The organism is Streptomyces sp. NPDC046977, assembly GCF_040644455.1.
GTDB lineage: Bacteria > Actinomycetota > Actinomycetes > Streptomycetales > Streptomycetaceae > Actinacidiphila.
The window spans coordinates 60,801-75,155 of record NZ_JBEYWO010000010.1; the positions used below are offsets into that span (position 1 = coordinate 60,801).

Below are 14,355 nucleotides of genomic sequence, written 5' to 3' on the forward strand. Positions count from 1 at the left end.
AGAGGGAGACACCCGCACGCATCCCCACGGGAGAAGCGATGACATCCGTGCCACGCACCGTCCGATGGCTGCTGCCCGTGGTGCTCCTGGTCGCCTGGATGGGGATCGGCGGCACGCTCGGCCCCTACGCCGGCAAGCTGGGCGAGGTCTCCACCAACGACCAGGCGGCCTTCCTCCCCCGCAGTGCCGAGTCCACGAAGGCGCTGGCCGAACGGCAGGCGTTCCGCCGGGGCGAGACCGTGCCGGCCGTCGTCGTCTGGACCGCGGCCCGCGGTCCGGTCACCGACGCCCAGCGCGACGCCGCCACGGCCGCGCTGGCCTCCCTGGCCGGGACGGAGGGCGTGACAGGGCAACCCTCCCCCGCCGTGCGCTCGCGGGACGGGCGGGCGCTGGAGGGCGTGCTGCAACTGCGGCCCGATCTCGGGAGGCAGGTGCAGGAGGTCGTCGACCGGATCTCCGCCACCGCCGGGCGGGTGCCGGGCACCACGGCCCACGTCGCGGGACCGGCCGCGTCGCAGGCCGACCTGGGCGACGCCTTTGCGGGCATCGACGGGCTGCTGCTGCTCGTCGCCTTCGGTGTGGTGCTGGTGATCCTGCTGCTGGTCTACCGCGCGGTGCTGCTGCCCCTGGTGATCATCGCCGGCTCGGTGCTCTCCCTCGGCCTCGCCGCCGGCGTGGTGTACGTGCTCGCCGACCACGGCACGGTCCGGGTGGACGGCCAGGTGCAGGGCATCCTGTCGATCCTCGTCATCGGCGCCGCAACGGACTACGCCCTGCTGCTGTCGGCCCGCTTCCGGGAGGAACTCGCCGGGCGCGGCGACCGGTTCGCGGCCATGCGGGCGGCGCTGGGCCGCTCGGCCGGAGCGATCGTGGCCAGCGCCGCCACGGTGGCACTCGGGCTGCTCGCCCTGCTGGCCAGCGATCTGACGAACAACCGGGCCCTGGGCCCGGTCGGCGCCGTCGGCATCGTCTGCGCCGTGGCGAGCAGCCTCACCTTCCTGCCCGCCGTCCTGCTGCTGCTCGGCCCGGCCGCCTACTGGCCCGCCCGGCCGCGTCCGGCGCGGGAGGGCGGCCGGGGGGTGTGGCAGCGGGTGGCCGCGCTCGTGGACCGGGCGCCGCGCCGGGTCTGGGCGGTGGCTCTGGCGGTGCTGGCGGCCTGCGCGGCCTTCTCCCCCGCGCTGACCGCCCGGGGCGTGCCGCTCGACGAGATCTTCGTCCACCGGGCCCCCTCGGTGACCGCGCAGCGCGTCCTCGGCGAGCACTTCCCCGGCGGCTCGGGGAACCCCGCCGTGGTGGTCACGGCCGCGGACCGGCTCCCCCAGGTGACCCGGGTGGCCGAACGCACCGCGGGAGTCTCCTCAGCCGCCGCGGTCACGGCGTCCGGCCGCCCCGGCCAGGGCGTGCCGCTGGTCGCCGGCGGCAAGGCGCTGCTGGAGGTGACGCTGCGGGACGCGGCGGACAGCGACGCCGCCAAGGCCACCGTGGAGCGGCTGCGGCGGGCCGTGCACGCGGTGCCCGGCGCCGACGCGCTCGTCGGCGGCTACACCGCGCAGCAGGTGGACACCCAGGCGACCGCCGAGCGCGACCGGACGCTGGTGGTGCCCGTCGTCCTCGCGATCATCCTGCTGATCCTGGCCGCGCTGCTGCGAAGTGCGCTGCTGCCGCTGCTGCTGGTCGCCACGGTGGCGCTGAACTTCGCCGCCACCTTGGGTGTGTCGGCGCTGGTCTTCCCGCATGTGTTCGGCTTCTCGGCGACGGACGCCTCGGTCCCGCTGTACGGCTTCGTCTTCCTGGTCGCGCTCGGCGTCGACTACAACATCTTCCTGATGACCCGGGTCCGCGAGGAGACGCTGCGGTACGGGACGCGGCAGGGCGTCCTGCGCGGCCTGACGGCCACCGGGGGCGTGATCACCTCTGCGGGCGTGGTGCTGGCGGCGACCTTCGCCGCGCTGGGCGTGATCCCGCTGGCCTTCCTGGTGCAGATCGCCTTCATCGTGGCGTTCGGGGTGCTGCTGGACACACTGCTGGTGCGGTCGCTGCTGGTGCCCGCGCTGGTCCGGGACATCGGGCCGCGGGTGTGGTGGCCGGGGGCCGCGGCGCGGTGCGCGGAGGCCGGCGGCACGCCGCAGGGCCCCGCGGCGGGGGCCGCGGCGCCGAGGGAGTGTCAGACCACCTGATGCAGCCACCGGACGGGGGCGCCCTCGCCCGCGTACCGGAAGGGCTCCAGCTCGTCGTCCCAGGGCTTGCCGAGGAGCTTGGCGACCTCGGTCTCCAGGTCGGCCTCGCCCTTGCGGGCCCGCGCGAGCGCGGCGCGCAGCCGGTCCTCGGGGATGAGGATGTCGCCGTGGATGCCGGTGACGGCATGGAAGATGCCCAGTTCGGGGGTGCTGCTGTAGCGCTCCCCCTCGGCGGAGGGGCACGGCTCCGCCGTCACCTCGAAGCGCAGCAGATGCCAGCCGCGCAGCGCGGACGCCAGCTTGGAGGCGGTGCCGGGGTCTCCCTGCCAGGAGAACTCGGCCCGCCAGGTGCCCGGGGAGGCGGGCTGGCGGATCCAGTCGAGGTTCACGCGCACGCCGAGCACGCCCGCGACGGCCCACTCGACGTGTGGGCACAGCGCGCGCGGCGCGGAGTGCACGTACAGAACTCCACGTGTCGTCACCGGGACCTCCAGTGTGGGACGAGGTACGCCTTCCCCAGCGGCCTCATGCCCATAACCGAGCCATCCGGGACAGCAGTGGACATTCTGCACTAATCATAACGAATGAGACAAGATCTGACTTCTGATCACCTCTTTCCCATCAGGCGTCAAGGAAAAAGCTACCGCGCGGCGTCACCCGAGGAGTGACGTACTGTCGGGATCACCGAGAAGTCACCCACTCGCCCGAGGGAGCAGCGATGCGGGAGTCGCTCCGGCGCACGGTGCGCGGCGCCACCGCCGCCCTGACCGGCCTGCTGACGACGGTGCTGGTGACGGCCTGTTCCGTGGGCGGCACGGAGGCTCCGGCGGCCGCCGGGAGCGCGGCCGCGAGCCCCCGCCCGAGCGCCTCGGCGGCCCTCGACTGGAACACCCGGCCGGCCTCGCTGGCCGCCCTGGGGGATTCCATCACCAGGGGTTTCGACGCGTGCGGCGTGTTGACGGACTGTCCGGAACTGTCCTGGGCGACCGGCAGCGGGGCCTCGGTGACCAGCGTCGCCGGCCGGCTGCTGACCCGCCCCGCCGCCAGGAGCTGGAACCTGGCGGCCAGCGGCGCCCGGATGGCCGATCTGCCGGCGCAGGCCGAGCGGGCCGTGTCGCTCCGCCCCCAGCAGGTGATGATCCTCATGGGCGCCAACGACGCGTGCGCGCCCAGCACGGCCCGGATGACGCCGGTGGACGCGTACCGCCGGGACTTCGCGACCGCGTTGCGCACCCTGCACCGGGGGCTGCCCGAGGCGCAGGTCTTCGTGGCGAGCGTGCCCGACCTGCTGCGGCTGTGGGACGTCGGACGGCGCAACGCGCTGGGCCGGCAGATCTGGAAGCTCGGCCTGTGCCCCTCGATGCTGGCGGACCCCGAGGCGACGAACGCCGCCGCGAACGCCCGTCGCCAGGCCGTGCGGAAGCGGGTGATCGCGTACAACGGGGTGCTGGCGCAGGAGTGCGCGCGCTGGGAGCACTGTCGCTCCGACGGCGGCGCGGTCTTCGACTACCGCTTCACCGAGGCCGAGTTGAGCCCCTGGGACTGGTTCCACCCCAGCGCCCGGGGACAGTCCCGGCTCGCGGGCATCGTCTACGGCGCGGCCTTCGGCTCCGGCGCCGTCACCCGGTAGGGCGCGCGAACGCGCCTGCGCACGGCGGGGGTCGCGGGAGTCCGGCGGGCGGTCCGGACTCACTTCGGCAACAACGCCGACACCTGGGCGACTCAGCCATTGACACCGCCCGGAGCCCGTAACTACGGTCCCTTCAACATTTCGAACGGGTGACGAAATCTCGAACGACCGTCCTTAAGGGGCAACTTCCGTGCGCATCACCGGCATCAGTACCCACGTGGTCGGCACTCCCTGGCGCAATCTCACGTACGTGCTCGTCCACACCGACGAGGGCCTGACGGGCGTCGGTGAGACGCGCATGCTGGGCCACACCGACGCGCTGCTCGGCTACCTCCACGAGGCCGCCGCCAACCACATCACCGGCTCCGACCCCTTCGCGGTGGAGGACCTCGTCCGGCGGATGAAGTACGGCGACTACGGCCGGGCCGGAGAGATCGTCATGTCGGGCATCGCGGTCGTCGAGATGGCCTGCTGGGACATCAAGGGCAAGGCCCTCGGCGTGCCGGTGTGGCAGCTGCTCGGCGGCAAGGTGAACGAGAAGGTCAAGGCGTACGCCAACGGCTGGTACACCACCGAGCGCACCCCGGAGGCCTACCACAAGGCCGCGAGCGCGGTCGTGGAGCGCGGCTACCGGGCGCTGAAGATCGACCCGTTCGGCACCGGCCACTTCGAGCTCGACCACGCGGCCACCTCGTACTCCGTCTCCCTCATCGAGGCCGTCCGCGACGCGATCGGGCCCGAGGCCGAGCTGCTGGTCGAGATGCACGGGCGCTTCAGCCCGGCCACCGCGATCCGGGTCGCCAAGGACATGGCGCCGTTCAAGCCGAGCTGGATCGAGGAGCCGGTGCCGCCGGAGAACCTCAAGGCGCTGGCGAAGGTCGCCGCGCACACCGACCTGCCGATCGCGACCGGCGAACGCATCCACGACCGCTACGAGTTCCGCGAGCTGTTCGAGCTCCAGGCCGCCGACATCATCCAGCCCGACCTCGGGCACATCGGCGGCATCAACGAGGTGCGCAAGCTCGCCGCCACCGCCGAGACGCACTACGTGCTGGTCGCCCCGCACAATGTCGGCGGGTCGGTGCTCACCGCGGCGAGCCTGCAACTGGCCGGCTGCACCCCCAACTTCAAGATCCTCGAGCACTTCAACGACTTCGCGGACTCCGAGATCAAGAAGGTCGTCAAGGGCGCCCCCGTGGTCGGGCCCGACGGGTACTTCACCCTGTCGGACGCGCCGGGCCTGGGTGTCGAGCTCGACGTGGACGCCGCCGCCGAATTCCCCCAGCAGCAGGCCCGCTTCGACCTGTGGGCCGAGGGCTGGGAGCGCCGGCAGCCCAAGGGCACGCAGTGACCGGCCCGCGCGCCGTCGTCCTCGACGGACCGGGCCGGCACCGGATCGTCCCCGCGGAACCGGTCGCGCCCGGTCCGGGCGAGGCACTGGTCCGCGTGCACGCGGCCGGGATCTGCGGCAGCGACCGCGAGGTCCACGCGGGCACGCGGCCCGAGGGCTACGTCCGCTACCCCGTCACCCCCGGGCACGAGTGGTCCGGCACGGTGGAGGCGGTGGGCCCCGGCGTGCCCGCGGACCTGGCCGGCCGCAAGGTCGTCGGCGAGGGCTTCCGCAACTGCCAGGTCTGCGACCGCTGCCACGCCGGGGAGACCACGCTGTGCGGCGCCCCGTACGAGGAGACCGGCTTCACGCAGCCCGGCGCGATGGCCGACACCCTCACCCTGCCCGCCCGGCTGCTGCACGTCCTGGACGACGACGCCGATCTGCGCTCCGCCGCGCTGCTGGAACCGGCGGCGTGCGTGGCGGCCGCCCTGCTGATGGCCCCGGCCGCGCCGGGCGACCGGGTGGCCGTCGTGGGCACCGGCACGCTCGGGATGCTGGCGGTGCAGTTCCTGGCCGCGGTGTCCCCCGCCGAACTGCTCGTGGTGGGGACCCGGCGCGACCGGGAGGAGCTGGCGGCGTCCTTCGGCGCCACGATGTACCGCACCACGGCGGAGCTGCCGGGCCCGCAGTCGACGGACTTCGGGGACTTCGACCTCGTCGTGGAGGCGGCCGGTTCGCCCGGCGCGGCCCGGACCGGCGCGGGGCTGCTGCGCCGGGGCGGCCGGCTGGCGCTGACCGGCATCCCGGAGGCGGGCTCCGCGCAGGGGCTGGACCCGACCGACCTGGTGGTGCGGCAGCTGACCGTGCACACGGTGTTCGGGGCGCCGCCGGCCGCGTGGGCGCACACGGTGCGCGCGTTCGGCGCGGGCGTACTGGACCCGGCTCCCCTGATCACCCACGAACTGCCCCTGGAGGACTTCGCCGGGGCGCTCGGCCTGCTGGCGGGCCGGGACCCGAAGGTGGGCAAGGTGCTGCTGCGCCCATGACCCCGGCCCGCCCCGGACAACGATGTCCGCTCCGTACCGGCCCGCACCCAATGACCCGAACGTCGTCCGAGATCCCGAACAGCTCGCAGCCCGCACCGATCCGGAACGGCACCACCGGCACCGACGAAGGAGCACCGTGAACGACGCTTCCACCCCGAGTCCCGACGGGACCGGTACCGCCCCCGGCCCCCGTCACCCAGGGGAGTACGCTCTCGCCCTGCTCGGCCACGGTGCCCCGGCGGACGACCCGGCCGACGCCTCACCGCACTCCTTCCCCGACGGCGGCACCTGGCGCACCGAGATCCCCTCCGTGGAGGGCCCCGAGGCCCTGGCCACCGTGCTGGAGGAGGCCGAGCGCCTGGAGGTGCCCGTGCACCGGATCAGCCAGGGCAGCGGCGTCTGGATGCTGACCGACGCGGAGATCACCGAGATGGTGGCCGCCTGCGCCGAACGCGACGTCGAGCTCTGCCTGTTCACCGGTCCCCGCGGCACCTGGGACATCGGCGCGGCCACCCGCACCGACTCCCGCGGCGGCGGCCTGCGCGCCCGCGGCCACGACCAGGTGGCCGGCTGTGTCGAGGACGCCCTGCGGGCGGCCGCGCTGGGCGTGCGCTGCCTGCTCGTCGCCGACGAGGGCGTGCTGTGGCTGCTGCACCGGCTCCGCGAGCAGGGCCTGCTGCCCGCCGACACCACGTTCAAGGTCTCCGCGCTGGTCGGCCCGGTCAACCCGGCCGCCTACGCGGTGTGGGAGCGGCTCGGCGCCGACTCCGTCAACATCCCCTCGGACCTGACCCTCCAGCAGATCACCGAGATCCGCCGGACCAGCCGGGCCCCGATGGACTTCTACATCGAGGCCCCCGACGACCTCGGCGGCTTCGTCCGGCTGTACGACGCGGCCGAACTGATCCGCCGCGGCGCCCCGATCTACCTGAAGTTCGGCCTGAGCAAGGCCCCCGGCATCTACCCGTACGGACGGCAGTTGCGGGACGTCGCGCTGGCGACCGCCCGCGAACGGGTCCGCCGCGGACGCCTCGTGCTCGACCTGCTCTCCCGGCTCGGCGCGGACGGCGGGCTCTCCCCGCTGGGCGCGCGGCTGCCGGGCCCGCTCCACCGCTTCCCCCTCGACATCACGACCGACCAGGACCACGCGGCCGACCCCCGCCTGGCCCCCGAAAGGATCTGATCAGCCATGCGCATCGCCAGAGCCGCCCACCTGCGCACCACTGCCGCGCTGATAGCCACCCTCGCCCTCGGTGCCACCGCGACCGCCTGCGGGCAGAGCGACAACGGGGGCGGCGGCGCCGACAAGGACGGCGGGAAGGGCGGCACCATCGGCATCGCCATGCCCACCAAGTCCTCCGAGCGCTGGATCGCCGACGGCGACAACATGGTCAAGCAGTTCCAGGCCAAGGGCTACAAGACCGATCTGCAGTACGGCGACGACAAGGTGGAGAACCAGGTCGCGCAGATCCAGAACATGATCACCAAGGGCGACAAGCTCCTGGTCGTCGCGGCGATCGACGGCTCGGCCCTCAGCGACGTGCTCCAGCAGGCGCACGACGCGGGCATCAAGGTCATCTCCTACGACCGCCTCATCCTCGGCTCGCAGAACGTCGACTACTACGCCACCTTCGACAACTTCAAGGTCGGCCAGCTCCAGGCGGGTTACATCGTCGAGAAGCTCGGGCTGAAGGACGGCAGCAAGAAGGGCCCCTTCAACATCGAGCTGTTCGCCGGCTCGCCCGACGACAACAACACCAAGTACTTCTTCAACGGCGCGATGGACGTGCTCCAGCCGTACATCGACAAGAAGCAGCTGGTGGTCAAGAGCGGTCAGACGGGCCTCACCCAGGTCACCACCCTGCGCTGGGACGGCGCCACCGCCCAGGCCCGCATGGACGACCTGCTGAGCAAGTCGTACACCTCCGACGACGTGGACGCGGTCCTGTCCCCGTACGACGGCATCTCCCGCGGCATCATCTCGGCGCTCAAGAGCGTCAGCTACGGCACCGGCAAGAAGCCGCTGCCGGTCGTCACCGGCCAGGACGCCGAGGTCGCCTCGATCAAGTCGATCATCGCGGGCGAGCAGGCGCAGACCGTCTACAAGGACACCCGCGAACTGGCCAAGGTCGCCGTCCAGATGGGCGACGCGGTCCTCACCGGCGGCAAGCCCGAGGTCAACGACACCAAGACGTACGACAACGGCACCAAGGTCGTCCCGACCTACCTGCTGCCGCCGGTCAGCGTCGACAAGTCCAACTACAAGGAGATCGTCGTCGACTCCGGCTACATCAAGGAGTCCGAGCTCCAGTAGTACGGGAGCCGGACCGCGACCGACGATCACCACCCCTCCACCCGAGGAGAACGGAAAGCAGGAATGGCCGGACCCGTCCTCGAAATGCGCTCCATCACCAAGACCTTCCCAGGGGTCAAGGCGCTCTCCGATGTCACCCTGACAGTGGCCGAGGGCGAGGTCCACGCCATCTGCGGTGAGAACGGTGCGGGCAAGTCGACCCTGATGAAGGTGCTCAGCGGGGTCTATCCGCACGGCAGTTACGAAGGCGAGATCCTCTTCCAGGGGGAGCCCTGCGTCTTCCGCGACATCCGCGCCAGCGAGCAGCGCGGCATCGTGATCATCCACCAGGAACTCGCCCTGGTGCCCTACCTGTCCATCGCCGAGAACATCTTCCTCGGCAACGAGCACTCCAGCCGCGGCGTCATCAGCTGGAACGAGACGCTGCGGCACGCGGGCCGGCTGCTCAAGCGGGTCGGGCTCGCCGACCCGCCGAGCACCCGGGTCGCCGACATCGGCGTGGGCAAGCAGCAGCTCGTCGAGATCGCCAAGGCGCTGTCCAAGGAGGTCAAGCTCCTCATCCTGGACGAGCCGACGGCCGCCCTGAACGACGAGGACAGCCGCAAACTCCTGGACCTGATCCTGGAGTTCAAGGAGCACGGCATCTCCTGCATCATCATCTCGCACAAGCTCAACGAGATCGCGCGGGTCGCCGACTCCATCACGATCCTGCGCGACGGCCGCACCATCGAGACGCTGGACATGAAGGCCGGCGCCGAGGACGGCACCCCGGCCGTGACCGAGGAGCGGATCATCCGCGGCATGGTCGGGCGCGACCTGGACCACCGCTTCCCGGAGCGGGAGCCGGACATCGGCGAGGTGGCCTTCGCGGTCGAGGACTGGACCGTGCACCACCCGATCGACCAGCAGCGCAAGGTCGTCGACGGGGTCTCGCTCAACGTCCGCAGCGGCGAGATCGTCGGCATCGCCGGGCTGATGGGCGCCGGCCGCACCGAACTGGCCATGAGCGTCTTCGGCCGCTCCTACGGCCGCGGCATCTCCGGCCGGGTCTACCTGCGCGGCGAGGAGATCCGCACCCGTACCGTCCCGGAGGCGGTCGCCCACGGCATCGCCTACGTCACCGAGGACCGCAAGCACTACGGGCTCAACCTGATCGACGACATCAGCCGCAACATCTCGCTGAGCGCCCTGTCCAAGGTGGCCCGGCGCGGCGTCGTCAACCAGCACGAGGAGGCCCGGGTCGCCGAGTCCTTCCGCTCGACGATGAACATCAAGGCGCCCACGGTCTTCGAGACCACGGGCAAGCTGAGCGGCGGCAACCAGCAGAAGGTCGTCCTCAGCAAATGGATCTTCGCGGGACCGGAGATCCTCATCCTCGACGAGCCCACGCGCGGCATCGACGTCGGGGCCAAGTACGAGATCTACACGGTCATCAACGACCTGGCCGCCCAGGGCAAGGCCGTCGTGTTCATCTCCTCCGAACTGCCGGAACTGCTCGGTATGTGCGACCGCATCTACACGATGTCGGCGGGCCGGCTGACCGGGGAGATCCCGCGCGAGAGCGCGACCCAGGAAGTACTGATGCGCCACATGACCATGGACCGAGGGAACTGAGATGGGCAGCCCGGTGAAGACCGACATGACTCCTCCGCCGCCCGCCGGAGGGGCGGCCGCGGCCGCGACCGGGGGCGGACCGGCGGGCACCGCCGCGTACATTTTGCAGGCCGCGCGGCGCAACATGCGCCAGTACGGCATGATCATCGCGCTCGTGCTGATCGCCGCGCTGTTCCAGATATGGTCCGGCGGCATCCTGCTCAAGCCGCAGAACGTCACCAACCTGATCGGCCAGAACAGCTACATCCTGATCCTGGCCATCGGCATGATGGTGGTGATCATCGCCGGCCACATCGACCTGTCCGTCGGTTCGCTGGCGGCCTTCGTCAGCGCCGCGGCGGCCGTGATGATCGTCCAGCACCATGTCTCCTGGCCGCTGGCCCTGGTGGCGTCCCTGCTCATCGGCGCCGTCGCCGGAGCCTGGCAGGGCTACTTCATCGCGTACGTCGGCATCCCGTCCTTCATCGTGACGCTGGCCGGCATGCTGCTCTTCCGCGGCGGCACGCAGATCTTCCTGGAGGGCCAGTCCATCTCGCCCTTCCCCACCGGCTTCCAGAAGATCGGCAACGGCTTCCTGCCCGAGGTCGGGCCGCACACGAACTACCACAACCTCACGCTGCTGATCGGCCTCCTGGTCATCGCCATCGCCGTCGTCCAGGAGATCCGCGACCGCCGCCAGCAGGTCGCCTACGACCTCGACGTGCTGCCGCGCAACTTCTTCCTCCTCAAGCTGCTCGCCATCGTCGCCTGCGTGGTCGCCTTCACGATGACGCTGGCCAGCTACCACGGCGTGCCCATCGTGCTGCTCATCCTGGCCGGCCTGCTGATCGTCTTCGGCTTCGTGATGCGCAACGCGGTGATCGGCCGGCACGTCTACGCCCTCGGCGGCAACCAGGCCGCCGCCAAGCTCTCGGGCGTCAAGGACCGGCGCGTGGTCTTCCTGGTCTTCGTCAACATGGGCGTGCTGGCGGCTCTCGCCGGCCTCGTCTACGCCGCCCGTCTCAACGCGGGCGTCCCGCAGGCCGGGATCAACTTCGAGCTCGAGGCGATCGCCGCCGCCTTCATCGGCGGCGCCTCCGCCACCGGCGGCGTCGGCACCGTGCTGGGCGCCATCATCGGCGGCCTGGTGCTCGGAGTCCTCAACAACGGGATGTCGCTCGTCGGCATCGGCACGGACTACCAGCAGGTCATCAAGGGCCTGGTGCTCCTGGCCGCGGTCGGCTTCGACGTCTGGAACAAGCGCAAGGTCGGTTCGTAAAGCAGGCACCTAACGAAGGAGCCGCACGTGGACAGACGTACATTGATCGCGGGCGCGACGCTTGGGGCGGTCGCTCCCGTGATCAGCGGGACCAGCGCCCAAGCGGCCGGCACGACCGGGTCGGCCGCCCCTGTCAAGAAGGGGCCCGCAGGTAGGACAAAGGTGACAAAGGAACACTTCGGGACCCTGGAGGACGGCACCAAGGTCGACATCTGGACCGTGCGCAACGGCGGGATCACCCTGCGCGTGCTGTCGTACGGCGGGATCGTGCAGACCCTGGAACTGCCCGACCGCCACGGGCGCCGGGCCAATGTCTCCCTCGGCTTCGACAGCCTCGACGCCTACGTGGCGAGCAGCCCGTACTTCGGCGCGCTGATCGGGCGGTACGGCAACCGGATCGCGCGGGGCCGCTTCACGCTCGACGGCACCACGTACCAGCTGCCGGTCAACGACGGGCCCAACAGCCTGCACGGCGGCGACAAGGGGTTCGACAAGCGGGTCTGGGCGGTCGAGAGCTTCACCGCCGGCGGCGACGCGGGCCTGGTGCTGCGTTACACGAGTGCGGACGGAGAGATGGGCTACCCCGGCACGCTCAAGGTCAGGGTGGTCTACACGCTGACCTCTGGCGGCGAGTGGCGGGTCGACTACAGCGCCACGACCGACAAGGCGACGGTGGTCAACCTCACCAACCACACGTACTTCAACCTGCGCGGCGAGGGCAACGGCGGGATCTACGACCACCAGGTCGCGATCGCGGCGCGCCGCTTCACCCCGGTGGACTCCACGCTGATCCCCACCGGCGAGCTGGCGCCCGTCGCGGGCACCCCGTTCGACTTCCGCACCGCGAAGGCGATCGGCCGCGACATCCGCACAGCCCACCAGCAGGTGCTGTACGGGCAGGGCTTCGACCACAACTTCGTGCTCGACAAGGGCCGCACGGCCCGTCCCGAGCACGCGGCCACGGTCACCGAGCCGGTCTCCGGACGCACCCTGCGCGTCGACACCACCGAGCCCGGCGTGCAGTTCTACACCGGCAACTTCCTCACCGGCGCCTTCGCGGGCTCCTCCGGGCACGTCTACCGGCAGAGCGACGGCTTCTGCCTGGAGACCCAGCACTTCCCGGACTCCCCGAACCAGCCGTCGTTCCCCTCGACGGTCCTGCGGCCGGGGCAGACGTACCGCTCCACCACGGTGCACTCCTTCGGCGTCCACTGATCCGGACGTCCGCGACGGCGGCCGGGGCCACGTGCCCCGGCCGCCGTCGTTCGCTGTCCGGGGCCGGTCCGGCGCCGCGCTCAGACCGGGTCCTGCCAGTAGCGCGCGGGTCTGGGCGAACCCGGGGCGGCGGAGGCGAACGCGGGCGGCACCTCGGCGGCCGGCGCCGGGTACAGGTCGGGCGCCGGGGGCTGCGGCTGGGGGGCCGGCTGCGGCGGCATCATCTGGGTGGCCATCGGCTGCGGCTCGTACACCGGCTGCGGGCCCATCGGCTGCGGCTCGTACACCGGCTGCGGGCCCATCCGCTGCGGCTCGTACACCGGCTGCGCGGCCATCCGCTGCGGCTCGTACACCGGCTGCGCGGCCATCCGCTGCGGCTCGTACACCGGCTGCGCGGCCATCCGCTGCTGCTCGTACACCGGCTGCGGGGGCGCCGGCGGGAGCGGGGCGGGCTGCTCGTACACCGGCTGCGGGGGCTGCGCCTGCGGCAGCTGGAGCTGCGGGACGGGCACCGGCTGCGGGGCGGGCTGGATCTGCGGGAGCTGCTGCACCTGCGGCGCCGGTTCCGGCTCGGGGACGGGCGCGGCCTCGGGCTCGGCGGCGTACCAGGTGCTGCCGTACAGCACCGTGCTCAGCCCGGTCAGGAGCCGCTGGACGTCTCCTTGCGGCCGCACGACCAGGCGCATGAAGCGGCTGCTGCTGCCGAGCTTGTTGCCGCACTCGCGGACCAGCACGCCGTGCTCGGCCAGCAGCCGGTCGCGCAGGACGGCGCCGTCCACACCGTCGGGCATCTTGACGAAGACGAAGTTGCCCTGCGACGGGTAGACCGTCAGACCGGGCAGCGCCGCCAGCTGCCAGATCATCTCCTGGCGGTCGCGGGAGACCATGCGCAGGCTCTGCGCGTACTCCTCGCGGTGGTCCTTGAGCATGAAGACCACGGCCTCGGCGAAGGAGTTGAGGTTCCACTTGGGCAGCATCCGGCGCACCTTCCCGGCCAGCGCCGGGTTGGCGACCATGTAGCCGAAGCGGATGCCGTGCAGGCCGAAGTTCTTGCCGAGGCTGCGCAGCACGATCACATTGGGCCGCAGCACGGCCTCGTCCGCCACGCTGGGCCACGCCTCGGCGTCGGCGAAGTCCAGGAACGACTCGTCGACGACGACCAGGTCGAGATCGGCGAGGGCGTCCATCAGGCCGACGACCGCGTGCTTGGGGAGGAAGCCGCCGTCGGGGTTGTTCGGGTTGCAGATGACGGCGGTGCGCGAGCCGCGGGCGCGGACGAACGAGACGAAGGCCGCCGGGTCGAGTGCGAACCCGGCGGCCTCGGGGAGGAGGAACATGTCGACGCGCTTGCCGGTCTCCATCGGCTGATCGGTCCAGCGCCCGAAGGTCGGTATGGGGATGGCGAGACTGTCGCGGACCAGCAGGTGGTCGATCCAGGTGATCAGCTCGGTCGAGCCGTTGCCCATGGCGACGGTCTGCGGATTGAGGCCGAGCAGCGAGCACAGCTCGCCCGTGATGACGTCGGTGCTGCTCGGGTAGTAGGTGAGGATGTCCCGCATCGACTGCTGGAGCTTCTCGTACATCGCCGGGCTCGGGAAGTACGGATTGCACGGGATGCAGAAGTCGACGATGTCGGCCGCGCCTTCGGGGGAGGAGGCGCCGCCCGCGCGGCGCAGGGCGAAGTACGAGGGACTGTGCGCGGTATTGGCGCGGAACAACTCGGTGGCATTACCGGTGACGCCGACGGCGACGGTCACGGCAGGACCTC

At 71.5% G+C, this 14,355-nt stretch carries 11 protein-coding genes; 9 read left to right on the forward strand and 2 right to left on the reverse strand.

Annotated features, from left to right (window positions below):
- The first annotated feature begins 38 nt into the window (after positions 1-38).
- Positions 39-2,177 carry an MMPL family transporter gene (locus ABZ883_RS17275; protein WP_360906629.1) on the forward strand — a complete coding sequence of 713 codons (2,139 nt, stop codon included), beginning with the start codon at positions 39-41 and terminating at the stop codon, positions 2,175-2,177.
- Here ABZ883_RS17275 and ABZ883_RS17280 read toward each other — a convergent pair.
- Positions 2,165-2,659, reverse strand: a complete 495-nt coding sequence (locus tag ABZ883_RS17280) for a DUF3145 domain-containing protein (RefSeq protein ID WP_319662641.1) — start codon at positions 2,657-2,659, stop codon at positions 2,165-2,167. The two genes, ABZ883_RS17275 and ABZ883_RS17280, sit on opposite strands and share 13 nt — an antisense overlap.
- A gap of 236 nt (positions 2,660-2,895) precedes the next feature.
- Between ABZ883_RS17280 and ABZ883_RS17285 the strand changes: the two genes are divergently transcribed.
- The 8 genes from ABZ883_RS17285 (at position 2,896) to ABZ883_RS17320 (ending at position 12,587) form a co-directional block, all read left to right on the forward strand.
- Positions 2,896-3,807, forward strand: a complete 912-nt coding sequence (locus ABZ883_RS17285) for an SGNH/GDSL hydrolase family protein (RefSeq protein ID WP_360906631.1) — start codon at positions 2,896-2,898, stop codon at positions 3,805-3,807.
- 190 nt (positions 3,808-3,997) lie between these two features.
- Positions 3,998-5,158, forward strand: coding sequence for a mandelate racemase/muconate lactonizing enzyme family protein (locus ABZ883_RS17290; RefSeq protein ID WP_360906633.1), 1,161 nt, complete (start codon positions 3,998-4,000; stop codon positions 5,156-5,158).
- Positions 5,155-6,186: an alcohol dehydrogenase catalytic domain-containing protein gene (locus ABZ883_RS17295; protein ID WP_360906635.1), complete on the forward strand. Its 1,032-nt coding sequence runs from the start codon at positions 5,155-5,157 to the stop codon at positions 6,184-6,186. Before ABZ883_RS17290 ends, ABZ883_RS17295 begins: the two co-directional genes overlap by 4 nt.
- Positions 6,187-6,322: 136 nt before the next feature.
- Positions 6,323-7,369, forward strand: coding sequence for a hypothetical protein (locus tag ABZ883_RS17300; RefSeq protein WP_360906636.1), 1,047 nt, complete (start codon positions 6,323-6,325; stop codon positions 7,367-7,369).
- A 6-nt stretch (positions 7,370-7,375) separates the two neighbouring features.
- A complete protein-coding gene (chvE, locus tag ABZ883_RS17305; RefSeq protein WP_360906638.1) occupies positions 7,376-8,500 on the forward strand; it encodes a multiple monosaccharide ABC transporter substrate-binding protein in 1,125 nt (374 codons plus the stop codon).
- Between the two features lie 63 nt (positions 8,501-8,563).
- Entirely contained in the window at positions 8,564-10,114 is a 1,551-nt protein-coding gene (mmsA, locus tag ABZ883_RS17310; protein ID WP_360906640.1) for a multiple monosaccharide ABC transporter ATP-binding protein, read from the forward strand.
- A gap of 1 nt (position 10,115) precedes the next feature.
- On the forward strand, positions 10,116-11,372 hold the full coding sequence (gene mmsB, locus ABZ883_RS17315) for a multiple monosaccharide ABC transporter permease (protein WP_360906642.1): 1,257 nt from the start codon (positions 10,116-10,118) through the stop codon (positions 11,370-11,372).
- Between the two features lie 42 nt (positions 11,373-11,414).
- The gene (locus tag ABZ883_RS17320) at positions 11,415-12,587 is read left to right on the forward strand and encodes an aldose epimerase family protein (RefSeq protein WP_360906990.1); all 1,173 of its coding nucleotides are present in this window, start codon (positions 11,415-11,417) and stop codon (positions 12,585-12,587) included.
- 80 nt (positions 12,588-12,667) lie between these two features.
- Here the strand turns inward: ABZ883_RS17320 and ABZ883_RS17325 are convergent, their stop codons facing one another.
- The gene (locus ABZ883_RS17325; protein ID WP_360906644.1) at positions 12,668-14,344 is read right to left on the reverse strand and encodes an aminotransferase class I/II-fold pyridoxal phosphate-dependent enzyme; all 1,677 of its coding nucleotides are present in this window, start codon (positions 14,342-14,344) and stop codon (positions 12,668-12,670) included.
- Between the last annotated feature and the right edge of the window lie 11 nt (positions 14,345-14,355).